The sequence below is a fragment of the Streptomyces olivaceus genome (genome assembly GCF_000721235.1).
Lineage (GTDB): Bacteria > Actinomycetota > Actinomycetes > Streptomycetales > Streptomycetaceae > Streptomyces > Streptomyces olivaceus.
The window spans coordinates 87,810-113,873 of the sequence record NZ_JOFH01000004.1 but is presented as its reverse complement, the minus strand read 5'-3'; the positions used below and the strand labels follow the sequence as shown (position 1 = coordinate 113,873).

The 26,064-nt window shown below is 73.1% G+C and carries 28 protein-coding genes; 16 read left to right on the top strand and 12 right to left on the bottom strand.

Annotation, left to right across the window (positions count from 1 at the left end; all coding sequences use genetic code 11):
* The first annotated feature begins 284 nt into the window (after window positions 1-284).
* A complete protein-coding gene (locus IG94_RS0106600; protein WP_031032370.1) occupies window positions 285-680 on the top strand; it encodes a VOC family protein in 396 nt (131 codons plus the stop codon).
* Between the two features lie 231 nt (window positions 681-911).
* On the opposite strand, the gene IG94_RS0106595 is transcribed toward IG94_RS0106600, so the two are convergent.
* Entirely contained in the window at window positions 912-1,775 is an 864-nt protein-coding gene (locus IG94_RS0106595; RefSeq protein ID WP_031032367.1) for a helix-turn-helix transcriptional regulator, read from the bottom strand.
* A 100-nt stretch (window positions 1,776-1,875) separates the two neighbouring features.
* Here IG94_RS0106595 and IG94_RS0106590 point away from each other — a divergent pair, with 100 nt between their 5' ends.
* The 3 genes from IG94_RS0106590 (at window position 1,876) to IG94_RS0106580 (ending at window position 4,115) form a co-directional block, all read left to right on the top strand.
* Window positions 1,876-2,640: an SDR family oxidoreductase gene (locus IG94_RS0106590; protein WP_031032364.1), complete on the top strand. Its 765-nt coding sequence runs from the start codon at window positions 1,876-1,878 to the stop codon at window positions 2,638-2,640.
* A gap of 161 nt (window positions 2,641-2,801) precedes the next feature.
* On the top strand, window positions 2,802-3,266 hold the full coding sequence (locus IG94_RS0106585; RefSeq protein ID WP_043483033.1) for a hypothetical protein: 465 nt from the start codon (window positions 2,802-2,804) through the stop codon (window positions 3,264-3,266).
* A 102-nt stretch (window positions 3,267-3,368) separates the two neighbouring features.
* Window positions 3,369-4,115 (top strand): DUF1838 family protein, encoded by a 747-nt coding sequence (locus IG94_RS0106580; protein ID WP_031032360.1) that lies wholly within the window; start codon window positions 3,369-3,371, stop codon window positions 4,113-4,115.
* Window positions 4,116-4,119: 4 nt separating this feature from the next.
* Here the strand turns inward: IG94_RS0106580 and IG94_RS0106575 are convergent, their stop codons facing one another.
* Together IG94_RS0106575 and IG94_RS0106570 are read right to left on the bottom strand one after the other, a co-directional pair.
* On the bottom strand, window positions 4,120-5,028 hold the full coding sequence (locus IG94_RS0106575) for a PDR/VanB family oxidoreductase (RefSeq protein WP_031032357.1): 909 nt from the start codon (window positions 5,026-5,028) through the stop codon (window positions 4,120-4,122).
* A 95-nt stretch (window positions 5,029-5,123) separates the two neighbouring features.
* A complete protein-coding gene (locus IG94_RS0106570) occupies window positions 5,124-5,753 on the bottom strand; it encodes an MSMEG_1061 family FMN-dependent PPOX-type flavoprotein (RefSeq protein ID WP_031032356.1) in 630 nt (209 codons plus the stop codon).
* A 153-nt stretch (window positions 5,754-5,906) separates the two neighbouring features.
* Here IG94_RS0106570 and IG94_RS0106565 point away from each other — a divergent pair, with 153 nt between their 5' ends.
* A complete protein-coding gene (locus IG94_RS0106565; protein WP_031032353.1) occupies window positions 5,907-6,569 on the top strand; it encodes a TetR/AcrR family transcriptional regulator in 663 nt (220 codons plus the stop codon).
* On the opposite strand, the gene IG94_RS0106560 is transcribed toward IG94_RS0106565, so the two are convergent.
* The gene (locus IG94_RS0106560; protein ID WP_052410571.1) at window positions 6,509-7,120 is read right to left on the bottom strand and encodes a TetR/AcrR family transcriptional regulator; all 612 of its coding nucleotides are present in this window, start codon (window positions 7,118-7,120) and stop codon (window positions 6,509-6,511) included. The two genes, IG94_RS0106565 and IG94_RS0106560, sit on opposite strands and share 61 nt — an antisense overlap.
* Before the next feature lie 80 nt (window positions 7,121-7,200).
* On the opposite strand from IG94_RS0106560, the gene IG94_RS0106555 reads away from it, so the two are divergent.
* From IG94_RS0106555 to IG94_RS0106540, 4 genes are all read left to right on the top strand, one after another.
* The gene (locus tag IG94_RS0106555; RefSeq protein WP_031032349.1) at window positions 7,201-7,974 is read left to right on the top strand and encodes an oxidoreductase; all 774 of its coding nucleotides are present in this window, start codon (window positions 7,201-7,203) and stop codon (window positions 7,972-7,974) included.
* Between the two features lie 50 nt (window positions 7,975-8,024).
* The gene (locus IG94_RS0106550; protein ID WP_031032347.1) at window positions 8,025-8,393 is read left to right on the top strand and encodes a VOC family protein; all 369 of its coding nucleotides are present in this window, start codon (window positions 8,025-8,027) and stop codon (window positions 8,391-8,393) included.
* A gap of 125 nt (window positions 8,394-8,518) precedes the next feature.
* Entirely contained in the window at window positions 8,519-9,358 is an 840-nt protein-coding gene (locus IG94_RS0106545) for an endonuclease/exonuclease/phosphatase family protein (protein WP_031032345.1), read from the top strand.
* Window positions 9,359-9,425: 67 nt separating this feature from the next.
* On the top strand, window positions 9,426-9,836 hold the full coding sequence (locus IG94_RS0106540; RefSeq protein ID WP_031032342.1) for a cold-shock protein: 411 nt from the start codon (window positions 9,426-9,428) through the stop codon (window positions 9,834-9,836).
* A 152-nt stretch (window positions 9,837-9,988) separates the two neighbouring features.
* Here IG94_RS0106540 and IG94_RS0106535 read toward each other — a convergent pair whose 3' ends face one another.
* Window positions 9,989-10,615: a TetR/AcrR family transcriptional regulator gene (locus IG94_RS0106535; RefSeq protein ID WP_052410570.1), complete on the bottom strand. Its 627-nt coding sequence runs from the start codon at window positions 10,613-10,615 to the stop codon at window positions 9,989-9,991.
* A 142-nt stretch (window positions 10,616-10,757) separates the two neighbouring features.
* Here IG94_RS0106535 and IG94_RS0106530 point away from each other — a divergent pair, with 142 nt between their 5' ends.
* Window positions 10,758-11,471, top strand: coding sequence for an SDR family NAD(P)-dependent oxidoreductase (locus IG94_RS0106530; protein WP_031032338.1), 714 nt, complete (start codon window positions 10,758-10,760; stop codon window positions 11,469-11,471).
* 170 nt (window positions 11,472-11,641) lie between these two features.
* Window positions 11,642-13,807, top strand: a complete 2,166-nt coding sequence (locus tag IG94_RS0106525; protein ID WP_031032335.1) for an ATP-binding SpoIIE family protein phosphatase — start codon at window positions 11,642-11,644, stop codon at window positions 13,805-13,807.
* Window positions 13,808-13,841: 34 nt separating this feature from the next.
* Here IG94_RS0106525 and IG94_RS0106520 read toward each other — a convergent pair whose 3' ends face one another.
* Both IG94_RS0106520 and IG94_RS0106515 read right to left on the bottom strand, forming a co-directional pair.
* On the bottom strand, window positions 13,842-15,026 hold the full coding sequence (locus IG94_RS0106520) for a beta-ketoacyl-[acyl-carrier-protein] synthase family protein (protein WP_031032333.1): 1,185 nt from the start codon (window positions 15,024-15,026) through the stop codon (window positions 13,842-13,844).
* Between the two features lie 289 nt (window positions 15,027-15,315).
* On the bottom strand, window positions 15,316-15,765 hold the full coding sequence (locus tag IG94_RS0106515) for an ATP-binding protein (protein ID WP_078536094.1): 450 nt from the start codon (window positions 15,763-15,765) through the stop codon (window positions 15,316-15,318).
* 291 nt (window positions 15,766-16,056) lie between these two features.
* Here IG94_RS0106515 and IG94_RS0106510 point away from each other — a divergent pair, with 291 nt between their 5' ends.
* The 3 genes from IG94_RS0106510 to IG94_RS0106500 are packed head-to-tail and all read left to right on the top strand — an operon-like array spanning window position 16,057 to window position 18,019.
* Window positions 16,057-16,929: a DUF5753 domain-containing protein gene (locus tag IG94_RS0106510; protein WP_031032326.1), complete on the top strand. Its 873-nt coding sequence runs from the start codon at window positions 16,057-16,059 to the stop codon at window positions 16,927-16,929.
* Window positions 16,926-17,207: a DUF397 domain-containing protein gene (locus IG94_RS0106505; RefSeq protein WP_051159902.1), complete on the top strand. Its 282-nt coding sequence runs from the start codon at window positions 16,926-16,928 to the stop codon at window positions 17,205-17,207. Before IG94_RS0106510 ends, IG94_RS0106505 begins: the two co-directional genes overlap by 4 nt.
* Window positions 17,204-18,019 (top strand): SAM-dependent methyltransferase, encoded by an 816-nt coding sequence (locus tag IG94_RS0106500; RefSeq protein ID WP_031032316.1) that lies wholly within the window; start codon window positions 17,204-17,206, stop codon window positions 18,017-18,019. The genes IG94_RS0106505 and IG94_RS0106500 overlap by 4 nt, the downstream gene beginning before the upstream one ends.
* A gap of 12 nt (window positions 18,020-18,031) precedes the next feature.
* Here IG94_RS0106500 and IG94_RS0106495 read toward each other — a convergent pair whose 3' ends face one another.
* The 5 genes from IG94_RS0106495 to IG94_RS0106475 all read right to left on the bottom strand — a co-directional run bounded on the left by IG94_RS0106495 (window position 18,032) and on the right by IG94_RS0106475 (window position 24,436).
* Window positions 18,032-20,248, bottom strand: a complete 2,217-nt coding sequence (locus tag IG94_RS0106495) for a 2-dehydropantoate 2-reductase (RefSeq protein ID WP_031032313.1) — start codon at window positions 20,246-20,248, stop codon at window positions 18,032-18,034.
* The gene (locus tag IG94_RS0106490; RefSeq protein WP_031032310.1) at window positions 20,245-21,054 is read right to left on the bottom strand and encodes an SDR family NAD(P)-dependent oxidoreductase; all 810 of its coding nucleotides are present in this window, start codon (window positions 21,052-21,054) and stop codon (window positions 20,245-20,247) included. The genes IG94_RS0106495 and IG94_RS0106490 overlap by 4 nt, the downstream gene beginning before the upstream one ends.
* Complete coding sequence (locus IG94_RS0106485; protein ID WP_031032307.1) at window positions 21,051-22,379, bottom strand: MFS transporter; 1,329 nt, start codon at window positions 22,377-22,379, stop codon at window positions 21,051-21,053. Before IG94_RS0106485 ends, IG94_RS0106490 begins: the two co-directional genes overlap by 4 nt.
* A 19-nt stretch (window positions 22,380-22,398) precedes the next feature.
* Window positions 22,399-23,328, bottom strand: a complete 930-nt coding sequence (locus IG94_RS0106480; protein WP_031032305.1) for a polysaccharide deacetylase family protein — start codon at window positions 23,326-23,328, stop codon at window positions 22,399-22,401.
* Window positions 23,329-23,428: 100 nt separating this feature from the next.
* Entirely contained in the window at window positions 23,429-24,436 is a 1,008-nt protein-coding gene (locus IG94_RS0106475) for an Lrp/AsnC family transcriptional regulator (protein WP_031032303.1), read from the bottom strand.
* A 351-nt stretch (window positions 24,437-24,787) separates the two neighbouring features.
* On the opposite strand from IG94_RS0106475, the gene IG94_RS0106470 reads away from it, so the two are divergent.
* On the top strand, window positions 24,788-25,507 hold the full coding sequence (locus IG94_RS0106470; RefSeq protein WP_078892183.1) for a YoaK family protein: 720 nt from the start codon (window positions 24,788-24,790) through the stop codon (window positions 25,505-25,507).
* Between the two features lie 26 nt (window positions 25,508-25,533).
* Window positions 25,534-26,052: a 2'-5' RNA ligase family protein gene (locus IG94_RS0106465; RefSeq protein ID WP_031032299.1), complete on the top strand. Its 519-nt coding sequence runs from the start codon at window positions 25,534-25,536 to the stop codon at window positions 26,050-26,052.
* Window positions 26,053-26,064 lie beyond the last annotated feature (12 nt).

Genomic DNA, 26,064 nt, shown 5'->3' with positions numbered 1-26,064 from the left:
CATCCACCGCGCCCGGCACCCGGAGAAGGTCACGATGCCGCGGCCCGTTTCGACAAACGTGAGAAGGAGGCGGGCAGCCGCAAAGGGGGCGGCAGCCGGGACGTTTCCCCGCGCCGGAGACGGACGGCTTCGAGGTGGAAACGGCGGGACAACTCCAGGCCGGGGACGAACGGCGGTGTGGTCATGCAGGCAGGCTGCCCCACCTGACCCGCGCCGGGCGAGGCCATTTCGCGAGGCCCCGGCGGACCCGTGACACCGCCGGCCCGGCCGGGAAGCATGGGCGGATGGCACGACTCGGCGACCTCGTCTTCGACTGCGCCCGTCCCGCGGCCACGGCCCGTTTCTGGGCGGCGGCAGTGGACGGCTACGCCGTCGCCCCCTACGACGACGCGGAACTGGCCCGGCTGCGCTCGCTCGGAATCACGAGCACCGAGGGCGACCCCACCGTGCTCGTCGAACCGGCGGGCCCGGGGCCGCGCCTGTGGTTCCAGCTCGTGCCGGAGGCGAAGACCGTCAAGAACCGCGTGCACCCCGACCTGTTCGCCGCGGATCTCCAGGCGGAGGCCCGGCGCCTGACCGCCCTCGGCGCGACCGTCCGCGGCTCCCACCCGGACCACCTGGTGCTGACCGACCCCGAGGGCAACGAGTTCTGCCTGTTCCCCGCGCCCGACGCCCCCTAGGGCCCGCCGTCACATTCCCGTCTGCCCGGCGGCGCCATGCACGCTCCCCCACTGCCTTAAGGGCGTGGGAGGTGCCCCCACTCGCCGCACCGGGCGCCGACCACGTACAACCAGTACGTCGGTCGACGCCCGGCACTCCCCCAGCCTCCGGCCGGGGGGGACCCCCAGAGCACGCACCTGACGCCGCCTGGCCCGCCCTTCGGGCGGACGACGGGAATGTGACGGCAGGCCCTAGCCCCGCGTGTCGCTGCGTTCCGCCCCGGTGAAGCGGTTGAGTCCGAGGACGGACAGCAGACGCAGCTTCTCGTGGGCCTCGGTCCGCGGGGGAGCGGTGAGGACGAGCAGGGTCTGGAGGCGGTCCTCGGTGAAGAGCGCCTGGCAGTCCAGTTCGATCTCCCCGAGTTCGGGATGGACGAGCGTCTTGTGGTCCTCGAACCGCTGGGCGACCTCGTGCCGCGCCCACAACTCGGCGAACTCCTCGCTCACCCGCTGCAGCCGCCGGACGAGTTCACCGGCCTGCGACCGCGGGCCGCGCAGCCCGTGGGCGGCGCGCAGGTTCGCGACCTGGGCGCGGCTCTGCCGGTCCCGGTCGGACTCGGGGTAGACCGAACGCGCCGCGGGGTCGGTGAACCAGCGGTAGACCGCGCTGCGGGCCCAGCCCGTGTACGCCGACGCGTCCCCGTACAGGGCGGCGGCCATCCTGTTCTGCACCAGTGTCTCGCCCAGGTCGTTCAGGATCAGCGCCGGAGTGTCGTCGAGCCGGTCCAGCACCCGCAGCAGCGCCGGGGCGACGTGGTCCGGAGCCGACAGCGACGCCGGCGCGTTGTGCCCGGCGACCCGGTACAGATAGTCCCGCTCGTCGTTCGTGAGCCGCAGCGCGCGGGCGAGCGAGGCCAGCATGTGCTCACTGGGCTGCGGGCCGCGCCGCTGCTCCAGCCGCGTGTAGTAGTCGGTCGACATCACGGCGAGCGACGCGACCTCCTCGCGCCGCAGCCCGCGGGTGCGACGGCGCGGGCCCGCGGGGAGGCCGACGTCCTCGGGCCGGAGCGCCTCGCGACGGTTGCGCAGGAATTCGGCCAGTGTTGCTCGGTCCATACGCCGATTGTCACCCGGTGCCGGACCGGGATCCAGGGACCGCCGATCCCCCGACAACCGGTCTCTGCACCCGCCGGGGGAGAGTGACGACGATCGGGTCATGGACATCTCCGGAAACACCGTCTTCATCCCCGGCTCCACCAGCGGCATCGGTCTCGCCCTCGCCCTCCGGCTGCAGGCCAGGGGCAACACCGTCATCGTCGGCGGCCGGCGCGCCGAGCTGCTCGAACGGATCGCGGCCGAGCACCCCGGCCTGGACACCGTGCGCATCGACACCACGGACCCCGCGAGCATCACCGCCGCAGCGAAGCAGGTGCTCGCCGCGCACCCCGACCTCAACGTCCTGGTGACGATGGCCGGGGTGATGCACGCCGAGGACTGGCACGACCCCGCGTCGTTCCTCGCCACCGCCGAGTCCACCGTCGTGACGAACGTGCTCGGACCGATCCGGCTCATCGCCGCGTTCGTGGAGCACCTGCGGACCCGCCCGGACGCCACGGTCATGACCGTCTCCTCGGGCCTGGCCTTCGCCCCGCTGAAGATCACACCCAGCTACAACGCGTCCAAGGCGGCGATCCACATGCTGAGCGAGTCGGTGCGGCTGCAGCTGGCCGACACCTCGGTCAAGGTGGTGGAACTCGAACCCCCGTCCGTGCGCACCGCGCTGCTGCCCGGGCACGAGGACAACGAGCACGCCATGCCGCTCGACGAGTTCGTCACCGAGGTCGTCGACCTGATCGAAGCGCGGCCCGACGCCAAGGAGATCCAGGTCGAACGGGTGAAGTTCCTGCGCTACGGGGAGGCCCGCGGCGACTACGACCAGGTCGTCGAGGCCCTCAACGCCACCGATCCGCACGGGAAGTGACACGAACCGCCGTTCGACGCGGGGCGCCTGTACGCGAATGGCCGTAAACAGCCGCCAACGCCGTGCAACCACCGAACCGGCGCAAAGGTCTCATTGGGTGGCTTCGGCAACATCATGGAGAAGCCAGTCCAGTCACGGATCGAGGTGCCATGAAGCGTTCCATGAAGACCGTGGGAGCGTCGGTGATCGCGGCGGCGGCCGTCGGGGCGGGGATGCTGGTCACAGCTCCCGCCGCGAGCGCGGCCACCGCCGGCGCGGCGGCGTCGTACAACGGGGTCTGCGGCTCCGGCTACAAGGTGGTGAACTCCATGCCGGTCGGCAGCACCGGCACGGTGTACCTCACCTACAACGCGTCGAACGGCAAGAACTGTACGGTGACGGTCCGCAACAGCACCGGCTCACCGACGTACATGGTGGCCTACGTGCGCAACGTCGACACCAACGAGGACCAGTACGACGAAGGCGAGTACCGCTCGTACGCGGGCCCCGTGTACGTGGCGGCACGCGGTGCCTGCGTGGAGTGGGGCGGCGTCATCGGCAGCCAGCAGGCCTGGAACTTCGGTTCCAACTGCGGCACGCTCGCGGCCAGGACCCCGCAGAAGGACTGGTTCGCCGGCGAACGCTGAGCCGGTACCGCAGGGCGAGCGCCCCGACCTGGGTGAAGCAGGCCGGGGCGCTCCCCGTGGACCCGCCGCTGCAACACGACGCGTACTGAAAGAGTACGTCCCATGACCACACCCGCTCAGTCGCTCCGTTCCCTCGCCCGCACCCGGGCCTCGCTCGACGGGGAGGAGGTCACCTACTGGTGGACCGGCGACGTGTACTCCTGGTCCCCGGACGCACCCTACGAGCGCCTCTTCGGCTTCGAAGGGGTCAACGTTGCCCGCCTCGTGCAGGACGCCGAGGACGGCCCGGACGCCTACCGGCTGCTCACCCGCGAGGCCGCCTTCTACCTCGACCCGGGCACCCGCGAAATCCTGGAGACCTGGCAGGACCTGCCGGTGGTGCACGTCTGGAACGACCCGGCCAACCAGAAGTGGCGCCCGTTCCCGGTCCCGACGACGGACCTCGGCGACCAGGTCTGCTTCAGCCTGGAGATCCCGCTCGCCTACCCCTCGCCGCTGCCGGTCGCCGAGTACCCCGTCCACTCGGCGGGCGACACGTACAAGGCGCTGGAGTGCTTCCAGTTCTTCGCCCACCGCGCCGACCTGGCGGGCACCGCACCCGGCGTCCCGGCCACCATGTCGTGGACCCGGATGTCCCCGTGGCTGCCGTGGATGGAGCGCGGACAGCGGCCCGGCGGCCTCACCTTCCACTGCCGGGGCCGCAAGCTCGGCTCGTACGCCGAGGTCCCCGGGCGTACGCGCGCCTACATCGCCGACCGGCACCCCGAGTTCGCGCACGCGCCCGAGGCGTGGAGCGAGCCGAACGAGACGAGTTGGACGTACTTCCGCAGGCTGCACCCTCCGCGGTAGCCGCTCACAGGTCCACGACGAGGCGCGGGGACCGGGCCCGGGACACGCACGGGTACATGCGGCCCTCCGGGGCGCCGAGGTCGTCGCGGTGCTCGACCTCGCCCTCGGCCACGGCGAGTTCGCAGCTGCCGCAGACTCCCTCGCGGCATCCGGCGGGCAGCGGGTGCCCGGCGTGCGTCAGGGCGTCGAGCATCGACTCGTCGGAGGGGACCGCGACCGTCCGGCCCGAGCGGCGGCACAGGACCTCGAACGCGGTGTCCGGGCCGAACGTCCTCGCCAGCGGGCGGAAGCGCTCCGTGTACAGCCGCTGCGCGGGGAAGACCTGCGCCGCCGCGGCCAGCAGGGGCGCCGGACCGCAGCAGTAGACCAGGGAGTCCTCGTCCAGCTCCGCGGCCAGGGCGCCCAGGTCCGGCCTGCCTTCGCTCCGGGTGGCCACGACCCGCACCATGTCCCCGAGTGCGGCGCGCAGTTCGGCGGCGAACGGCATGGCGTCCGGCGACGGCCCCACGTACAGCAGGTTTGCCGGCACGCCCGCCCGGACGGCCGCCCGCAGCATGGGCAGCACGGGAGTGATGCCGATGCCGCCGGCGACGAACAGGTAGCGGGGCGCGGGCAGCAGCGGGAAGTGGTTGCGCGGCAGGGACACCGGCAGCGGCCGGTCCCGGCGCAGGAAGCGGTGGACGTACTCCGAGCCGCCCCTGCTGAGGCGGTCGTGGCGCACGGCGACCCGGTAGGTGTCCCGGTCCGCCGGGTCCCCGCACAGGGAGTACTGCCGGGTGAGCCAGTTGGGCAGCCGGAGGTCGATGTGGGCGCCCGGTTCCCACGGCGCGAGCGGTCCTCCGGTGCCGCGCAGGGTCAGGGCGACGACGTCTTCGGCGACGCGGTCGATGCGGTCGACGACGGTCGCCTGCACGGGTGCGGCGGTGGGTGCGGTCGCCGGTGCGTCTGCGGGTGTGGCCGTCGGTGGGGTCATCTGCGGGCCGTCCTGTGGAGTGGTTCGGGAGCGGTTCAGTAGAGCTTGCGGTAGCCGTCCTGGAGCCGGCGTTCCAGCACCTCCGGCGGGACGTCCAGGCCGTACTGCTCGACGGCGACCTCGCCGACCGACGGCAGTTCGTCGGCGAGCGCCCGGCTCGCCGGGTCCCACAGCCGCGACCGGATGAGGGCGCGGCCGCAGTGGAAGTACACCTCGGTCACCTCGACGACGACGGCCAGCACGGGCCTCCTGCCCTCCACCTCCATGCGGGTGAGGACGTCGGGCTCGTCGGTGGCGCGGGCGCGGCCGTTGACACGCAGGGTCTCGCGCATGCCGGGGACCAGGAAGAGCAGCCCGACGCCGTCGTTCTCGGCGAGGTTGCCGAAGGAGTCGGCGATCTTGTTGCCCGGCCGGTCGGGGATGGCGAGCGTACGGTCGTCCAGGACCTTGACGAAGCCCGGGTAGTCGCCCCGGGGCGAGCAGTCGGCACGCCCCTCGGCGTCCGCGGTGGCCATCGTCAGGAACGGCGAGTGGGCGATGAAGCGACGGAAGTGTTCGTCCAGGCGGTCGGTCTTCTTCGACGCGGTCATGGCGTCGGGCAGGCCGAGCCGGGCCCTGACCTCCCGCGGGCCCACCGACCGGATCCGGGTGGCGGCATGCGTCATGAAGAGGTCCTCTCGGGATTGTGGGCGGCACCGGCGGGCGCCGGCTCCGGCGGACGAGGTCCGCCGACGGCTCCGCCGCAGTTCATGGCACTATTCTGAGCAATTACTCAGCTTGTTGGCTACTCGCTTTCACGGCGCCGACCAGGAGGTGGCATGACGTCCGACCGACGCGGACTCGCCCCACGTAAGCAGCCCCGGCAGGTCCGGGCGGAACTGACCCGTGAGCGCATCCTCGACGCGGCTGCTCACGTTTTCGGCGAGTACGGCTACGCCGCGGGGACCACCAACCGGATCGCCGAGCGGGCGCGGGTCTCGATCGGTTCGCTGTACCAGTACTACCCGAACAAGGATGCGATCCTGGCCGAGTTGGTGACCCGGCACCTGGACACGGGGCGCGCCGCCGTCATGCGCCACCAGGGGAAGGAGCTGCCCCGTTCCCTGGAGGAGGTGCTCCGTCTCTTCGTCCGGGTCGCGGTCGACAACCACCTCGACGATCCGCAACTCCTGCGCGTCATGGCGGAGCAGGGGCCGCGCTCACCGGAGCTGCTGGGGAAGGTGGCGGCCTACGAGGCCGAACGCCTCGTCTACACCCGGGACTTGCTGGAGCGCCACCCGGAGGCCCGGGTGGCCGACACCGAGATGGCCGCCCGGCTCGTCGTGACCACGATCGAGCTGGTGGTCCACAAGGTCAGCGCCGAGCCCGACCGCGTGGACCTGGGCCGCTTCGAGGACGAACTGGTCGCCATGCTCCACCGCTACCTCGCCGGGCCGCCGGACGATCGGTCGGAGGGCCGGCCCGGGCTCGACGCCCCGTAGCGCAGCCCGTCGTGGAGGAGCGCGGTGATGCGGACCGCGTCGTCCTCCCAGCCCTGGGCGCGCATGCCGCAGATGCCGCCGAGGGCCCGCAGGAGTGTCTTCCCGTCGATTCCGCCCCGGACGGAGCCGGCCGCGACGCCGGCGTCGAGCAACTCGTCGAGGGCGCGGGCCATCGCGGCGCGCGAGTCGTCGAAGACCGGGGAGTCCGTCGCCATGATGCTCTCCAGGGCCTCGCCCATGCCCTTGCCGACCGCCGAGTGCTCGACGAGCAGCAGCAGGAAGCGGCGCAGTGCCTCGTCCGGGGCGTGCCGGGTGAGCAGCCCGGCCGGTGCCGCGCAGAGCTCGGCCACCTCCTGGCGGTAGACCGCCTCGACCAGTGCTTCGCGGGTCTCGAAGTGGCGGTAGAGCGTTCCCACCGCGACCCCCGCCCGGCGGGCGATCTCCTTGACGTGGGCGTCGCTCCCCTCGTCGAGGAACGCCTCCCGCGCCGAGGCGAGCAGCGCCTCGCGATTGCCCCGCGCATCGGCGCGCAGCGGACGTGACGACGGCAACAGTGCCTCCTTAAGGTGAACCAGGTTCATGTTGTGTACGGTTTCCGGAGTCGGGTTCACTTTACTGGAAGGGCATTCCCATGACGGTTCCGGACGAAGGGCTCAGCGGCCTGCGCGTGCTGATCACCGGAGGCAGCCGAGGCCTCGGCAGGGCGACGGCGCGGCGCTTCGCCGCGGCGGGGGCGACGGTGCTCACCGCCTCCCGCAGCGAACCCGAGGAGGATTTGCGGGCCGGCTTCGTGCCGGCCGACCTCGCCACCGAGCGAGGAGTGGCGGAGCTGGGACGCCGGGTCGTCGACCGGATGGGCGGCGTGGACGTCCTGGTCGACAACGCGGGCGCCACGAGCGGCCCGGCCCCCACGCTCGAACGGTCCGACGAGGCATGGCGCGCCGACCTGGAGATGAACCTGCTCAGCGCCGTCCGGCTCGACCGGATCCTCGTGCCGGGCATGGTCGAGCGGGGGTCCGGAGTCGTGGTGCACGTGTCGTCCATAGCCAGTCGGCTTCCGCAGCGCGGCGACGTGTCCTACGCGGCGGCCAAGGCGGCGCTCAACGCGTACAGCCGCGAGCTGGCCACCGAGGTCGGTGAGCACGGAGTGCGGGTGGTGTGCGTCCTGCCCGGCTTCGTGGCCACCGAGGGCGCCGTCGAACACCTCCGGCACGTCGCCGAGCAGGAGGGCGTCGGTGTGGACGAGATGCGGCAGCGGATCGTGGACCGGCTGAACGTCCCGATGGGCCGGCCGGGAGATCCCGAGGACGTCGCGGAGATGATCGCGTTCCTCGCCTCCCGCCGCGCGAAGTGGCTCACCGGGGCCGAGTTCCGGGTCGACGGCGGCATCATCCCGGTGGTGTGAGCACCGGGCGGGCGACAGACGAAGAACGAGAGACGAAAGAGGAGAAGAGCATGGACATCGGCCTCACCGCCGTGGTCGTCGACGCGGGCGAGCTCGAACCCGAGAGTGCGTTCTGGCACCGGTTCCTGGGCGGCCAGGTCACGAGGACCGCGACACACCACTTCCTGCGCGCCGACGGCTTCCCGGTCCTCGTGATCCAGCGGGCGGCGGGGCACGTCCGCCCGCGGTGGCCCGAGGACGGTACGCAGCAGGTGCACCTCGACCTGACGACCGACGACCTCGCGGCCGCGGACGACCTGGCGCTTCGCGCGGGGGCGGTCCGGCTGCGGCCGACCGGTGCGGTAGAGCCGGGGGCGGGGCAGGGCGGGCGCGTCTACGCCAGCCCGGCGGGCCACCCCTTCTGCCTCCGGGCAGGGTGACGCCTGCCGCTCCGACGGCGTCCGCCGCGGCGGCGGGCCGCGCGGTCACCGGCTTCACGGCGCCCGAACCCGTGTGTGAAAGTGTGCCTTGACGTGCAAGCAGGCATCTTTGCAGGGGAGTCGGGGTGCTCGGAAGACGCGTGGTACTGCTCGCGGGTGCGCTGGCGCTGGCCTGCCTGGTGCTGGTCGGGCCCAGCGCGCCGGGCGGCGGCGCCCCCTTCGCCAGGGCGCTGCCCGCGTACGCCGCCGCGGAGGTCGTGCCGAACCGTGTCATGACGTGGAACCTGTGCAACCCCTGCGAGGAGAGCAACGTCGACCGGGCGGCCGAGATCGCCACGTACGCACCCCAGGTCGTTGGCCTGCAGGAGGCGTGCGAGGGCGATGTGAGAAGGATCCGCGACCACCTGGAGCGCCTCTACGGGCTGGTCTACCACGTGGAGTACGGGGCGGTGCTCGAACACTGGGGGCGCTGCGGGGGAGCGCCGTGGAACCCCGGGGACTTCGGCCAGGCGCTCCTGTCGGCCGCACCGATGACCGACCCCGTCACCGTCGAGTACCCCGACGGCGGGTCCGAGGACCGCGGGTACCTGGCCGTCACCACGCGGATCGGCGGACAGGCCGTCCGGGTCTTCAACACCCACCTCGCCCAGCGGCGCCAGGAGACGGTCCGTGCGGGCCAGGCCGACGTGCTCGCCGGGGCCGTCGCCGAGCACGAACGCGCTCTCGTCCTCGGTGACTTCAACGCGGTGCCGGACGCTCCCGAACTGGCCCCGCTGTGGAAGGTGGCCGCGGACGCCGATCCCGGCTGCCGTCCCGGGCGGGCCGGTGCGTGCGAGGTGACCACGGACTGGCACAGCAAATTCGACTACGTCTTCCTGCGCGGCATGGTCCCGCGGGGACACCGGGTCCGGCCCACCCCGTACTCGGACCACCACCTGCTCCACACCGACCTGGGCGCCGCCTGACCGCCCGTGGTTAGTATGGGACCCGGGTACGGGCAAGGGGCCCGTTGTGGTCGGGGTATGGGTTGACATGGTTGTTGGACGAGTGGTGCGTTTCGACGGGGTCCGGGGTTATGGGTTCATCGCCCCCGACCACGGTGGCGAGGATGTCTTCCTCCACGTGAACGACCTGGTGGTGCCGGAGTCGGTCATCCGCCCGGGCGTGGTCGTCGAGTTCGAGGTCGAAGAGGGCGACCGGGGCCCGAAGGCGTCCACCGTGGGGCTCGCGAAGGGCGCCGCCGGCACACCTTCGCCCGCCGCGCCGAGGCGCGTGGCCGACGGCGAGGAGCCGGAGTGCGACATCCTGACGGCGGGTGAGTACGGCGCGGAGCTGACCGAGGCCCTTCTGCAGGCGGTTCCCGGCCTGACGGGGGCTCAGATCCTTGAAGTGCGCAAGGAGATGCTGCGCCTCGGCAGGACCCACGGCTGGATCGACGACTGACACCGACCGCGCGGCGCCTCGGGCCACCGGAACGCCGGCCGGCCCGAGCGAGAGGCGCCGCGAGGACGCGGCGGCCGGCGCGGGCGGGTCAGGAGGCCGCCGTGGGCAGTTCAGGAGGCCGCCCCGGCAGTTCACGAGGCCGCCCCGGCAGGTCAGGAGCCGCCGCGCACTGCCGCCAGGCACCTGTCGTACAGGTCCATTAGGTCGTCCTCGCCCTCGCCCGCGACCCAGGTCGCCGTCGCGGCGTCCAGGCACGCGAACGCCGTCGCGACCACCGCCCGGGCGCTCGGGTCGGCGCCGCCCCGCGCGGTGCCCATCCGCTCCTCCACGAGCGGCAGCAGCTCCTCCTGGAAGCGCAGCTGCTTCTCGAGCCGGCCGGCCCGCAGCGAGGCCGTGTTGTGCAGGAGGCGGAACCGCTCCAGGGCGTCCGCCCGGCTCTCGTGCAGAGCCAGTACGGCGGCGACGCCCGCGCGCAGGGCCTCCCAGACGCCGGTCCCGGCGGGCTGCCCGCCGACCGCTTCCGTCAGGACCCGGCCGAACCGGTCCTGGTCGCCGCCGAGCAGTTCCTCCTTGGTCCCGAAGTAGCGGAAGAGGGTCCGCTGGGAGACGCCGGCCTCCCGGGCGATCTGGGCGATGGTCGTCTCGTCGTAGCCCTGCTCGGTGAACAGGCGCAGAGCCGTCTCGAGGATCTCCCGGGAGGCCAGCTGCCGCGTCCGGTCCCACAGGGTGGCCGGTCCGCCCGCCGCTCCCTTCCTTCCCGCCTTCGCTTCCTGCTTCATCCCCCCAGGTTAACCGAGAGTGCCAGTCTGACATTCATGCGCAGGTTGGCAGTCACTGCCAAGTGGTCGTACGCTGCCAGAGAGGGGCCGGCGCGTCCGTGTCGGCGGCTCGGCACTCGTCAGCGAAGAGAAGGAGCACGCCATGCCCGCACCTGCAGCTCTGATCACCGGCGGAACGAGCGGGATCGGCAGGGCCACCGCCGAACTCCTCCACTCCCGCGGCCACCGCGTCATGGTCACCGGGTCCGGCGGCCACGCCGGCGCCGAACTGCCCGGCGACATCGTGACCGTCCGCGCCGACGCGCGGTCCCTGCCGGATATCGACCGCGCGGTGGACGAGGCGCGCAGCCGGTTCGGCACCCTCGACCTGCTGTTCCTCAATGCGGGCGTCTCCCGCCCCGGTCCCGTCGAGTCGATCGACGAGGCAGCCTTCGACGACCTGTTCGACATCAATGTGAAGGGCAACTTCTTCACTCTGCAGAAGGCGCTCCCACTCCTGCGCGAGGGCTCGTGCGTGGTCTTCACCGTCGGCGCCGGCGAAGGGATCGGGGCCGCCGTGACAGCGGCCAAGGGTGCCCTGCTGCCCCTCGTGCGGTCCCTCGCGCTCGAACTCGCCCCCCGCCGCATCCGCGTCAACGCCGTCAGTCCGGGACTGATCGACACCCCGGCCTACGGCAAGCTGGGCGTCTCCCGGGAAATGATCGAATCCTGGGGCGCGGACGTCCCGCTCGGCCGAGCCGGGGCCGCCGCCGACGTCGCCGAGGCCGTGGCCTTCCTCGCCTCCGACGCGGCCGGATACATCACCGGCGAGAACCTCGCGATCTCCGGGGGCCTCGGCGTTCACGCCCGCCCCTGACGGGCGCCCTCTCGTGCACGCCGACCGGAATCTCCCGCTCCGTTGGTGGGCGCCACGGCTCCGGTTGTTATTGAATGAGGTGTGTGCGGCACGGCGCTCCGGTGCTGCCGTACGGGTTCGGGCACGGCCCAGGGCTGTGCCGGGGTTGGCGAGCGAGCTGGGAGAGCCGTATGGACTCCACACCCTCCCCCTCGTCGCCCTCGCCCTCGGAGTCCCCGTTCGACCTCGTCAGCAGCGCCCTGGGCCGGTACATCCCGCCCGGCGCGGCGGCGGCCGGTGCCGCGGAGGCGCGGGGGGACGGGGGACCGGGAGGCGGCCCCGTCGACATGGCGGCCGAGGGGCAGGAGCAGATCCTCGGCGCGGTCAACCTGGACCGGGATCTGAGGATCACCCGCAGCAACCTCGACGCCCCCGTCTTCGCAGGACTGGAGGCCGTGGCCGGGACCCCGTTCACCGATCTTCTGCCGCCCTGGGACGTGCCCACGGTCACCCGCCGGCTGCGGCACGTCCTCGGGACGGGCGAGGCGCACGTCGCGAGGGTCCAGCGCCTGCGGCGCGCCGACGGGTCGGAGCTGGTGGTCTCGATGAGCATCCTGGCCGCGGCGGCGCCCCAGGAGGGGCTGACCGTCTCCCTGATCGCCATGGCCAGGCGGCTGCACCTGTACGCCGCCGAGACCGCGATCGGCACCTCCCTGGACATCGGCGAGACGGCTCAGTCGCTCGCGGAGTCCCTGCTGGCGTGGGGCGACGTGGCCGCCGTCGACCTCGACCTGGCGGTGTGGACGGGGGAGGGGGTCACCGAGCACCCGTCCGGGCGTATCCGGCTGCGGCGGGCGGCTCTGGTGCCGGACCGGGCGTGGCCCGAGGGGTACGTCACGGTGGGCCAGGACCTCCCCCCGGAGGCGAGCCGTCTGCTGGCCCGGGCGATCCGGCGGGACGACGCGCCGCAGGCCCTCGTCATCCCGCACCGGCGGGCGATCGAACGGGTGCTCGGCAACCCGCGGCTGGTACGCGCCCTGGTGCCCGGCGACCGGTCGGCGGGCGTGGTGTGCGTGCCGCTCGTCCTGGACGACACGCCGCCCGTCGTGCTGGGCGTGGTGGAGGTCTGGCGGCGGACGGACCGCCCCTTCGCCGACAGCGAGCTGTTCGACCTGCAGGAGCTGGTGGCCCGGACCTCCCACCACGTCGACCTGGCCCGCCGGCACCAGCGCGAGCACACGCAGGTTCTGGCTCTGCAGCGCCGGCTGCTGCCCCGCGTCGGCGGCGACACCGTCGAGACGGCCAGCGTCTACCAGCCCGCCACGCCCGACAGCGCCGGAGTCGGCGGCGACTGGGTGAACAGCTTCCCGCTGCCGGACGGCCGCACCGCGCTGGTGGTCGGTGACGTGGTCGGGCACGGTCTGGGGGCGGCGGCGACCATGGGCCAGCTGAGCATGGAGGCCCGCGCCCTGCTGTCCGCGGGGCTGGCGCCCGACGAGGTACTGGAACATCTGGACGAGACCGTGACGCTGCTGGACGACGCGGAATCGGGGCTGGCCGCGGGTTACAGCGCCCTCGGTTCGACCTGCTGCATCGCCGTGTACGACCCGGTCAGCCACCGCCTGTCGCTCTCCAGCGCGGGCCACCTGCCCCCGGTCCTGGCACCCCCGGAAGGGCCCGCCGCCCCCCTCGCGGTCCGCCCGCACCCGGGCCTGGGCGCCGAGTTCGCGCTGCGGGAGCCGTTCGAGGTGCACACGTTCTCCACGCCCCCCGGGTCCCTGCTCGCCCTCTACACCGACGGCCTGGTGGAGGACCCCGCCCTGTCGATCGACGACGGCATCGCCCGGCTCGCGGCCGCCGTGTCCCGGGTGCACCCGTGGGACGGCTTGGCGCAGGCGGCGCGGCACGTGGTCGCCTCGCTCGCACCGGCCCGCCGGCGCGACGACGTGACCCTGCTGCTGGCCCGCACGATCGGCTACCGCAAGGGCGACACCGCGACGTGGCGGCTGCCCGCCCGCGACGACGCGGCCGCCCGGGCCCGCACGCTGGTGCACGCGCTGCTGGAGCGGTGGGACACCAGGAGCGACCTCCGCGACAGCGTGGTGCTCCTGGTCAGCGAACTGGTCACCAACGCCGTCCGGTACGCCGGCGGCCCCATCACGGTGCGGTTGATCAGGCTCGGCCACGGCCTGCTGTGCGAGGTGGGCGACGCGGGCAACGGCAGGCCGCGGCTGGGCCGCAACGCGCTCCTCGACGACGGCGGGCGCGGCCTGCACATCGTGCACCGGCTCACCACCCGCTGGGGCGTGCGGTGGACGGACACCGGCAAGGTGGTCTGGGCGGAGGTCACCAGGTGAGGCGGGTGCGGAGGGCCCGCGTGGACGCCGGGCCCTACAGCCACTCCCCTTCCAGAGCGGTGGCCGTGAGGCCGGGGGCGGCCGCGTACAGCACGGCGCGGGCGCCCGCCTTCTGGCCCGCGTCGTGGGCCCTGCGCAGGATGTCGAACACGGCGGCTCCGCCGCGATTGCCGCTGGTGTAGCTCTTCCGGCTGTGGTCGAGCAGACCCGACGGCCACTCGGCGGGCATCGTCTGCTCCATGTACTCCAGGACCCGGGTCCCGCCGGGGTGCGCGAGCAGGACGTCGGGGTGCCAGGCGGCGGGGTCGTCCTGGTAGCGCACCCGCAGCCACTCCCACATCGCCGTGACCGTCTGCTGCACGGCGCGCGGCCCCCGCCGGTCCATCACGAAGTGGGTGCCGTCAGCCCGCGTCTCCAGACGGTGCAGGTCCCGGGTGTCCGGCAGCGTGTGGTGCCAGGCGGAGTCCAGCCGCAGCACCGACTCGGGCCGCGGCCGCCCGGTGACCACCGCGGCGACCGCGGTGTCGGCGAACAGCAGCCGCACGATCAGGGACTCCAGGGTGTCGTCCGCGGGCTGGTAGGTCGTACTGAGCGCCTCGGAGATCACCACCAGGACCACCCGGTCGGGATCCGCCGCCACCAGGTCGGCGGCGAGCGCCAGGGAACGGGTCCCGGCGACACACGCCCACTGGGCGGCCGGCAGCAGCATCACGTCGCTCCGGAGGGGGAGCCTGTTGGCCAGGGTGACGTCCAGCCCCGGCAGCGCCGGGGTCGTCGAGTTGCTGGTGATCAGGCAGTCGACGTCGGCGGGGTCGAGTCCCGCGCTCTGCAGCGCCCCGCGCGCCGCCCGCTCGCCGTAGGCCTGTACGGCGTCCCAGGCCGGGGCCGTGCGCTCCTGCACGGTCTGCGGCGCCGGTATCGCCTCCAGTGAGGCGATCACGCGGTCCACGTCCTCGGCGGAGAACCCGTCGAGAGCCAGCGCCTCGCGCGCCGGACCGGCCGAGGCGGCCGGCAGGGCACCCTCCCGGCCGGGGGCGACGGCGGTCTGGAGCGGGAGCATCCAGCCGCGGGTCTCGATGCCCGTGCTCGCCGCGATGCCGTCGATCCGCGGCGCCCACGCCGCATGCGGGTGCCGGTCGCGCACCTCTTCCACGATCTGGCCGGTACTGACGGCGTGCTCGCCGTGGATGACGGAGGGAGGGCACAGGTATGCGGCCACGATGCGCACCTTTCTGCGGTGACGGAGGGGGTACGTCACGGGCGCCGTGGCGTGGCTCACGCCAGTACTCCGGTCCAGCACACCGTGATCAAGTCCGGGCCGCTGCATGCCACTTGAGGGCACGACGGCATCCACTACCGAGCATGCACGCCAAAGGGACATTTACGCTGTGAGCCACACAACGCGGACCACCCTCCCGCCGGGTGACACTGCACACACCGCGGCGGCGGGGCGGCCCCGCGCGGTGCTGCCGCGGGGCCGCCCTCGAAGAGCCGGACGGGAGCGGGACTCAGGGGTCGACCCGCAGGACGGCCCACACCGCGTTCCCCCCGGTGCGCGCCGAGCGGACGGCGCCCCAGGAGTCCGCGAGCTGCTGCACGATCAGCAGGCCGCGACCGCTCTCGTCGTCCGGGCCGGGCGGCCGGGCACCGGAGGGACGCGCCTCGCCGCGCCCGTCGTCGTGCACCTCGACCCGCAGGCGCTCGCCCGGCGTCAGTGACAGCCCGCACAGCATGCCGCTGCTCGCGGAGTGGATGACGGCGTTGGTGGCCAGTTCCGAGACGAGCAGTACGGCGTCGGTGCAGACGTCGCCGGGCAGCCGCCAGGTGCGCAGCTGCCGACGGGCCGTGTCACGGGCCGTCCGCACACTCGCCCGGATCGAGGGGAGGTCGAACCAGTGCTCCCGGTCCGCGGGTGTGGTGACTAAGAGATCGGGCGAGGAGGCCGTGTGGGGGGTCACGTTGATCGCCTTCCAAAGCGGACGGGCGGCGGCGCAAGAGGGGCGGGCCTGGTCCGGGGCGCGGGAGAGGACAGTCTGCTGTCCGTGCACAGGAATGTAACTCCTCGCACACGCACACGAATTGACGGCGCCCCGGCCGGTCGGGAGGGCTCGCTCACGGAGCAACTATGCTCGCAGCCCGCTTCATGCTGCAACCGCTTCCCTGATAATTTCAGCGAGACGTGATCAGGGTGGTGTCGTCACCAAGTCGCTGACAGAATCGAACAGTGACAGCCCATCAGGAGGTAGGGCGTGAGTGAAGCCCGATCCAGCACCGGTACGAGCGCCCCGACGGTACTGCGCATGATCCTTGGCAAGCGGCTCCAGGACATGCGGCAGGCGGCGGACGCGTCCCTGGCCGACGCCGCCAAGGCGTTGCGGGTGACGTCCCTGACCATCCGCCGCCTGGAGAAGGCCGAAGTCGCCCTCAAACCCCTCTACGTAGAGAAGCTCCTGCAGACCTATGGCGCCGGACAGCAGGAGACGGACGAGTTCGTCTCCCTCGCCGAGCAGGCCAACAAGCCCGGCTGGTGGCACGCCTACCGTGACGTGCTGCCCAGCTGGTTCACCGCGTACGTCAGCCTGGAGACGGGCGCGAGCACGCTGCGCACCTACGAACCCCATTACGTCACAGGGCTCCTGCAGACCCCCGCCTACGCGCGCGGCGTACTGAGCGGCGGCTTCCCGAACGGCACCGAGGACGAGTTGGAACGCCGCGTCCACCTCCGACTGCGCCGGCAGGGCCTGCTCGACCGCGAGAACGCGCCCACGCTCTGGGTGGTCATGGAGGAGGCCGTCCTGCACCGGGTGGTCGGCGGCCCCGACGTCATGCGTGAACAGATAGACCGGCTCCTGGAGGTGTCGGAACTGGACCACGTCAGCATCGACATCCTGCCCTTCGAGGTCGGCGCCCACGTCGGCGCGTGCGCCCCGTTCACCTACTTCCGGTTCGAGGAGCCCGAGCTGCCGGACATCGTGTACAGCGAGATCCTCTCCGCCTCGGTCTACCTGGACCAGCGCGACGACGTCGTCGCCCACCTGGAGGCCCACAACAGGATGTCGCTGATGACGTCGTCCCGGGCCGGCAAAGCACTCCTGAACCGCATGCGCAAGGAGTACTCATGACCACCACCGACGACACCGTCTACAACGGCATGCCGGCCTCCGACCTCGGCGAGCAGGGCTGGGAGCGTCCCTGGAGCGGGCCCAACGGAGGCCAGTGCGTCGAGACGAAGCAACTCGCCGACGGGCGCGTCGCACTGCGCCAGTCGACCGATCCCGCCGGTCCGGCGCTCATCTACACGCCGGAGGAGATCGGCGCCTTCGTCAGAGGGGTCAAGCAGGGCATGGCCGACCACCTGACGCGCGACACCGCAGCACACCTTCTGAAGGGAACACGATGAGCAACACCGACGTCCGGCGGGACCTCGACACCAGCAGGCCGCACTCGGCCCGCATGTACGACTACTACCTCGGCGGCAAGGACCACTTCCCGGTCGACAAGCAGGCCGCGCAAGCGGTTGCCGAGGCGTACCCGGGCATCTTCACCTGCGCCCGCGAGAACCGCGCGTTCATGCACCGCGCCACCCGTGTTCTGGCGGAGGAGCACGGCATCCGGCAGTGGCTCGACATCGGCACCGGCATACCCACCGAGCCGAACGTGCACCAGGTGGCGCAGTCCGTGGTCCCCGAGGCACGTGTGGTCTACGCCGACAACGACCCGCTGGTCCTGAAGTACGCCGAGCGTCTCATGCGCAGCACCCCGCAGGGCCGCACCACCTACATCGAGGCCGACGTCAACGACCCCGAGGCGCTGCTGGGCGCGCCGGAGCTGGCCGAGGTGCTCGACCTGTCCCGGCCCGTCGCCCTGTCCCTCAACGCGCTGATGCACTTCATCACCGACGCCGCCGACCCGTACGGCATCGTCAACCGGGTCATGGCGGCCCTGCCCTCCGGCAGCGCCCTCGCGCTGAGCCACTGCACGCCCGACTTCGACCCGCCCACCTGGGAGAAGGTGACGGACATCTACACCGGGGCGGGTACGCCGGTGCAGTTCCGCGCGCAGGACGACGTCGCCCGCTTCTTCGAGGAACTCGACCTCCTCGACCCCGGCGTCACCGTCGGCCACCGCTGGCGGCCGACCCGGCCGCTGGGCCCCGAGGCGCCGACGGACGCGCAGGTCAGCCTGTGGGCGGGGGTCGGCATCAAGCGGTGACGGCGACCGCCGTCACCGCTCCGCCAGCGTGGCGAGGACGGTGGCGGCCAGCGCCGCACGGCCGACCATGCCGGACACGCTGGCGCGCTCCGAACGGGCGTGGGCGCCGTGGCCGACCGCGCCGATGCCGTCCAGCACCGGTGTCCCGGCCGCGGCGAGGAAGTTGCCGTCGCTCGCCCCGCCGACCGACGCCTCGGCGAGGTCGTGGCCGAGCAGCCGCGCGCAGGACTTCGCCAGTGAGGCGAGGGCGGCGACCTCCTCGCTGCGCTCGAAGACCGGGCGGTTCCAGTCCCCGGTGACCCGCAGCCGGGTGCGGGCGTCGGCGGGTTCGAGGGCGGCGAGGGCCCGGGTGACGCGCTCCTGCTCGGCGGCGGACGCCACGCGGACGTCCAGGCGCGCGGTGGCGCGGCCCGCCGTGACGTTGCTGCGGGTGCCGCCCTCGACCACGCCCACGTTGACCGAGGTCCCGGCGTCGAGATCGGTCAGCCCCGTCAAGCGCAGTACCTGCGCCGCCAGTTCGTGCACGGCACTGGCTCCCGCGGTGGGGTCGAGACCGGCGTGCGCCTCGGTGCCGGTGACCGTCAGGGTGAACAGACCGACTCCCTTGCGGGCGGTCTTGATGGCGCCGTCGGCCGCGCCCTCGAAGACCATGGCGAGCCGGGAGCCGCGCGCCTCGGCGACGATCGCCTCGTGGGAGGCGAGGCTGCCGGTCTCCTCGTCGCCGTTGAGCAGGACCGTGCAGGCGGGACGCGGCAGCCCGAGGGCGTCGAGCGCGCGCAGCGCCCACACCGCCTGGACGAGCCCGGCCTTCATGTCGAAGACGCCGGGACCGGTCACCAGGTCGCCGTCCCGGTGGAAGGGCCACGTGTCCAGGGTGCCCGTCGGCCACACGGTGTCGTAGTGGCCGACCAGCACGACCGGCCGGTCGTCGCCCGTGCCGCGGGCCGGGTAGCGGCGGACCAGGATGTCGCCGGTCTCGTCCCGGGGCAGGACCTCCTCCGTGTCCGGGGACCCCAGACGGCGGTCGAGCCAGTCGCGCAGCCAGGCCAGGCAGGCGTCCAGGGCGTCCAGGTCGTCGCTGGCGCTGCCCTGCGCGGTGTAGGCGGCCAGATCGGCCACCATGTCCTCGCGGTGCTCCTCCAGCCACTCCTTGACCGCCCGGGCCCGCTCGCCCTCGGACGAGGCGCACTCCGCGGGCCGGCCCGCGATCCGGTCGAGTCCGGCCAGGCGGGACTCGGACATCTTCCCCGGCGCGCCCTCCAGTTCGCGCAGACCGTCCAGGACGGTCCGCAGGAGAGGCACCGGCAGTCCCTCGCGCGCCGCGTCCTCGACGACGTCCGCGTAGTGGGTGGTGACCTCGACGGGCCGGTGGCGTACGGCCAGGTCGCGCCAGATGCCGCTGCGGTCCTTGCTCTGGGTGCGCAGCCAGGCGGTGAGACGGTCGAAGGCGGCCTCGCGCGCGGCGGGGTCCGCGCCCCGCCGGAACGGGTGCGGGTCGAAGGCGTCGAACGCCTCCAGTGCCACACCGCGCCGGTCCGCCACCGCGAAGATCTCGCCGGTCAGTCCGGCCATGGCCACGCGGTGGCGGTCGATGAGGTCGGCCATGGGGGCGTCGGCCAGCGCGGTGGCGGCGAGCATGGCGCCGAAACCGGCCTTGGCCCACAGGTAGCCCTCGACGTTGTCGCTGGCCTGTGCGGGGCCCCAGCTCCGCAGGTCGGCGACCAGGCCGCGGACCCGGTCGCCGACGGGGGCGCCGTGCGGCTCGCCGACGACCAGGGCTCCGGCTCCGCCGTCCTGCACGACACCCGGTGCGACGACGTCGGCGAAGATGTTGACGAAGGCCGCGACCGTGCGGTGCTCGCCGATCACCCGGGCGATCAGGTCCTCGTTGAAACCGTTCTGCACGGAGACGACCCAGCCGTCCGGCTCCAGCCGCGGGGCGATCCAGTCGACGGCGGCCCCGGTGGCCTGCGCCTTCACCGAGAGCAGCACCCGGCCGAGGGTGCCGGTGAACTCGTCGGGCGTGACGGCCCGCACGGGGACGCTCGTGCGGGTGCCGCCCCGGGCGACGACGAGGCCGCCGGCCCGGATGGCGTCGACGTGGGCGCGGTCCGTGTCGACGACGGTGACGGGGTGGCCCGCGCGGGCGAGGGCGAACGCCAGGGTGCCGCCGATCGCTCCCGCGCCGACGACGGTGTAGGCGGCTCGCTGCGGGGTGGTGTCGCTCATCGGGCGGGTTCCTCCGTGGCCGTGGGGGTGGCGGTGGCGCGGGTGTCGTGGGACTGCCATATGCGGGGCAGGTGATGGGCTCCGGTGCTGGATCCGCCGTCGACCCGCAGCACCTCTCCGGTGACCCAGGAGGCCTCGGGCCCCGCGAGCCAGCAGACGGCCCGCGCGATGTCCTCGGGCGTGCCGGGACGGCCCAGCGGGTTGGCGCCGATGGCCGCGGCGTACTCGGCGGAGACGGGGTTGCAGTCGCTGTCGACCAGTACGAAGCCGGGGCTGACCGCGTTGACGCGCAGGCCCTGGGAGCCCAGTTCGAGGGCGGCGGCCCGGGTGGCCATCTCCAGGGCGGCCTTCGAGCTGGCGTACGGCCCGCCGCCCGGGCGCGAGCGCAGGGCCGAACCGGAGGAGATGTTGACGACGCAACCGGGCCGGCCCGCCGCGCCGGCGAGCCGGGCGAAGGCGGCGGTCGCCAGGACCGGGGCACGCAGGTTGACCGCGAACAGCCGGTCCCAGGCGCCCGCGTCGACCTCGGCCATGTCCAGCGAGGGATAGATCCCCGCCGCGTTGACCAGGACGTCGAGGGGCCCGTGCGCCGACCACGCCTGCTCGACCAGGCCGGCGGCGGCGTCCGCGCCGCTCAGATCCACGGCGTGGACGGCCGCGCCGGTGCCGAAGCGGGACGCCGCGGCCTCCAGCGCGTCGCGGTCGAGGTCGGCGAGGGTCAGGAAGGCGCCCCGGGCGGCGAACGCGTCGGCGATCGCACCGCCGATGCCGCCCGCGGCGCCGGTGACGAGAACGTGCGGGGTCACTTGAATTCCTTGTCCTTGGTCTCGGGCATCGTGAGGTAGACGACGAGGGAGATCAGCGCGGCGGCGCTCACGTAGATCCACAGCAGGTCGCTGTGCCCGCTCTCGTGCAGCCAGGTGGTGACGTACGGCGCCGTGCCGCCGAAGACGGCGACGGCGAGCGCGTAGGGCAGCGCGATCCCGGTGGCGCGCACCTCCGGCGGGAACTGCTCGGCCATGATGACGGCGCAGTTCGCGGAGTAGCCGAGGATCAGCAGCATGCCCACGAGCTGGACCAGGAACAGGCTGAGGAAGCTGTCGCCCAGCAGGTGCAGCAGCGGCCAGGCGAGGACCACGAAGCCGCCCGCGAAACCGGCCATCGTCGGCTTGCGTCCGAGCCGGTCCGAGAGCAGTCCCGCGAACGGGAGCGCGATCACGAAGACGATCAGGCACAGGGTCTGCGAGAGCAGCGCCGTCCTCAGCGGGATGCCGGTGGTCAGATTCGCGTAGGTGGGCAGGTAGTTGACCCAGATGTAGTACGTGAGGGTGCCCGCCACCGTGATGCCGGCGACCCGCAGCGTCGCCGCCGGGTGCTCGACGAACATCGCCTTGACGGGGTTGGTCCGGGTGCGCCCGCTGCCCTGCGCCTCGGTGTAGGACTCGGTGTCCTCGACCGAGACCCGCAGCCACAGGCCCACCAGGCCGAGGAGTCCGCCGAAGACGAACGCCACGCGCCAGCCCCAGGAGTGCAGGGCGTCGTCGCTCAGCGCCGACGTGGTGAGGGTGCCGAGCAGCGAGGCGATCAGGACGCCGCCGGCGACCGACACCTGCTGCCAGGACCCGGCGAACGCGCGCCGGCCCCGGGCGGCGGACTCGACGAGGAAGGCCGACGACGAGCCGAACTCGCCACCGGCGGAGAACCCCTGCACGAGCCGGGCGACGAGCAGGAGCAGCGGCGAGACGACGCCGATGCTCTCGTAGGAGGGGGTGACGGCGATGGCGAACCCGGCGCCCGCCATCAGGGCCACGGTGAGCGTCATGCCCTTCTTGCGGCCGCGCCGGTCGGCGTAGGCGCCGAGGACCGCCGCACCGACCGGGCGCATGACGAACCCGACCGCGAACACCGCGAGGGTCGAGAGCAGGGCGACCGCGCCGTCCCCCTTGGGGAAGAACTCGTCGGCGATGATCTTCGCGAAGATCGAGTAGAGCGCCCAGTCCACCCACTCGACGGTGTTGCCGATGGTGCCCGCGACGATGGCCTTGCGCTGGGCGCCGCTCAGTTTGCCCGGCGGGGAGCCGCCGCCGTTGCCCTGGGGGGAGCCGACGGGCGTGACAGATCCGGTGTTCATTGCAGTGCGCTCCGTGGCGTCAGGGACGGTCTGGGCCGGAGCCGGGCAGCATGCTGCGCGCGGCGTCGGCCAGCTGGGCATGGGTGGCGAACCAGACGTCCTGGTGCGAGGCGATGTGGTCGAGCAGTTCGCGCAGCACCACCAGCCGCGAGCGGTGGCCGATGACGTGCGGGTGCAGCGTGAGCTGGAAGACGCCGCCGTCGCGGTACGCGGCGTCGAACTCGTCGCGCCAGATCTCCCCGACCCCGCGGGGCCGGCTGTGGGGGCGGACGGAGCCGTAGCGGTCCATCGTGAAGTACGGGGCGTCGTCCCGGATCCAGTCGACCGGGATCTCGACCAGGCCGGTGGAGCGCCCGCCGGCGACGATCTCGTACGGCTCGTCGTCGGCCATCAGCGAGGAGTCGTACGCGAAACCGAGCTCCAGCATGATGTCGAGGGTGGAGTCGGAGAAGTCCCAGGAAGGGGTCCGGATCCCGACCGGGCGCTGCCCCGTCACGGTCGTCAGGGTGTCCAGGGCCCGCGCCGTCAGCTCCCGCTCCTCCTCGCGGTCCAGGAGCATGTTCCGTTCGTGGATCCAGCCGTGGACGGCCAGCTCGTGCCCGTCCCGGGTGTAGGCGCGGGCCTCTTCCGGGTGGAGGAGCGCCGAGACGGCCGGCATGAAGAAGGTGGCGGGAACGCCGTAGCGCTCCAGGAGCCGCAGGATCCGCGGGGCGCCGGCCCGCGCGCCGTACTCGCCCTGGGCCAGGCGGCCGGGGCTCGTCTCGCCGTCGCGCAGCGGGATGGTCTCGTGGTCGGAGTCGAAGGAGAGGGCGACCGCGACGCGGGCGCCGCCGGGCCAGCGGTCGGGAACCAGGCGCCGTCCGGCGCGGACGGCGTCGACGTGACCGCGCCAGGCGGTCTCGGGCCAGCGCCAGCTCTCCTTGGGCAGGCCGAAGCCTTCTGAGGACATGGTGACTCCACGGGGGTACGGGGGAGGGAGTGAGCGGTGTGAAGGGCCGCGTCGCGGCCGTGCTGTGCCGGGTGGTGGTGGGGAGCGGTGGGCCGTCGGCTCAGGCCGGGCGGACCATCCGGTGCCAGGAGTACTTCATCGTGACGAGGTGCAGCGTCACGTCGGAGGAGAGGAGCCCGGGCAGTGACCCGATCACGTCGCTCGTGTAGCGGAAGAGGTCGGCCCGCCGGGGCAGCACCATGTGCCCGACGAGATTGAAGCGCCCGGTCGCCGCGCTGAGGAACTTCGTCCCGGGATGGCGGGCGAGCTGCCGGCCCGCGACGTCCAGCCGGCCCGGCTCGATGGAGAGCCACACCATGAACTCCGCGTCGAAACCGAGGAGTGCCGGTTCGACGAGGGTGCGGAACTGGAGGATGCCGCGGGAGATGAGACGGTCCAGGGCCCGGGCGACACTGGACTCGGCGCGGTCCAGGCGCCGTGCCAGCACGCTGACCTGCGTACGGCCGTCCTCCCTCAGGGCCGTGGTGATCTCCTGCTCCAGCGGGGTGAGCGCTTGTGGCGCCCGGCCCCAGTCGGTGCGGTCGCACGAGGAGGAGAACGTGTCCGGCCGCAGGTCGGCGGCCGCCTCCGGCGGAAGCAGCCGGGTGTCCCACATCGCGGCCGAGGTGAACGCCCTGATGACGGGAACCGCCTCGGTGCTCGTGATGAGGTCCGCCGCGGGCAGGTCGGCGAAGAGCATCCGCATCATCTCCTCGTTGTCCCGGGCGACGAAGTCGACGATGAGGTCCGCCGAGCCGGTGACGACGGCCACGAAGCGGACGTCGGGGCTCGCGGCGAAGGAGTCCGCGACCTCCAGTCCCCGCCCGGGGCGCGCCTGCACCCGGACGAGCATGGACGAACCCTCCCGGGTACGGTCCAGCTCCAGCGTGCCGGTGACCCTCAGCAGCCCGCGCTCGCGCATCGCCGCGTAGCGTCGCTGGGCGGTCGTCTCACTGGCGCCCACCCAGCGCGCCACCGCGCTCCACGGGGCACGGCCGTTGAGCTGGAGCGCCGCTACGACGCGGCGGTCCAGCTCGTCGATCGTGTCCGCGAGGGCTTCCTGGGTCATGCCGATGAAGCTAACCGGCGACTTTGCGCCAGTCAATGGCGGAATCCTGCATCACCGCTGGTCAGTGAGTTGTCATCCCGCGTCGAACGTTTTACGTGACGGAAAACGTCCAGATCCGGCGGCGCGGCGCGACCGAACGGGGCGTGAAGGATTTCCCCAGAACGACCGGAGAGGAATTCGCCGCCGCCCGCCGCCCGCCGCCCGCCGCCTGCCGCCCGCAGCCGGCCCCGCCTCCCGCCACCCACCGACCGCACGCGTGCACCGGGCCGGCCGGCAGGGGCGCCCCGGCATGTCGCCGCCCGTGCCGCCCCCGCGGTCGGAGAGGATTCCGGCATCGCTCGGGAGGCAGACATGGCGGTCGAGGAGGCCGGACCGGCCCGCCCGCGGCACCGCGCGGACGCCTGGGCGGCGCGGCTGCTGACGTTCTCCGCGGGCGCCGTCAACGCGCTGGGCTTCCTCGCCCTCGGCGGAGTCTTCACGAGCGTGGTCACCGCCAACTCGGCGCTGACCGGGGTCGCCCTGGGCGGGGCGGAGACGACGCTCGGCGTCCGGGCCGCCCTCGCCGTGCTCTGCTACGTGCTCGGCGCCGCAGCGGGCAGCTGGACGGCCGCCCGCGCCCACCGGGGCGGGCGCTGCCGCCCGGCCGGCTTCCTGCTGCTCGAACTCCTCCTGCTGTGGTCCGTCGCGGGATGGTGGCTCGCGGCGGACGGCGGCCCGGACGCCGGGCAGGGTACGGCCGTGCTGGGCGCGCTGGCGGCGGCGATGGGCTGCCAGAACGCCGGTGTCCGCCTCACGATGGGGGACCGGGCGCCGACCGCGTACCTGACGGGCCTGCTGACCGGAGCCGTCGCCGAGGCGGTGACGGCCCGGCGGGTCCACTGGCAGGCCCTGGGCAACACGACGCTGCTGATCCTCGGCGCGACCACCGCCACACTGCTGGAACGCTCGCTGCACGACGCGGCCCCGCTGCTCCCCGCGCTGCTGGTGACGGCGGCGTGGGCGACCGTACGCGCGGCACCGCGGCCGGGGAACGCGGCCCGACCCTCAGCCCCGCACCCTCCGCCCGCATGACATCCTCGGGACCGGGAGGGGGAGCCATGGCCGAGACGGGTACGACGGCGGTACTGGCGCTGCTGCCGGAGGCCGAACCACTGCTGGAACTGGCCGCCGGGGTGGACGCGCGGGCCGTGCGGCCGGGAGTGCCCGCGCACGCGGCGCTGCTCTATCCCTGGCTGGCCGCCGACCGGGTCGACGAGCCCGCGCTGCGGCGCCTGCGGGCGGCACTGCCGCAGGGCCGGATCGAGGCCGAGCTGACGGCGGTGGAGCACGAGGGCGGCTTCGTGGGCGTACCGGTGCCCGGGCTGAGCGCCGCGGCCACCGCCGTGCGCGCCGCCTTCCCCGAAGAGGTCCCGTACGGCGGCCGGTTCGGCACCGACCCGCCGGTCCACGTCACCGTGGCCCTGAGCGCGGCTCCCGAAGCCGCCGCCGGCATCGCCCGGCGGACAGCCGCCCGGCTGCCGCTCACCGCATGGATCTCCGCGCTGCACGTGGTGGCCCTCGGCCCCACGGGCTGGCGAGCCCTCGCCGAACTGCCCCTGGTCCGCCGGCCGGCGTGAGCCGTCCGCCGC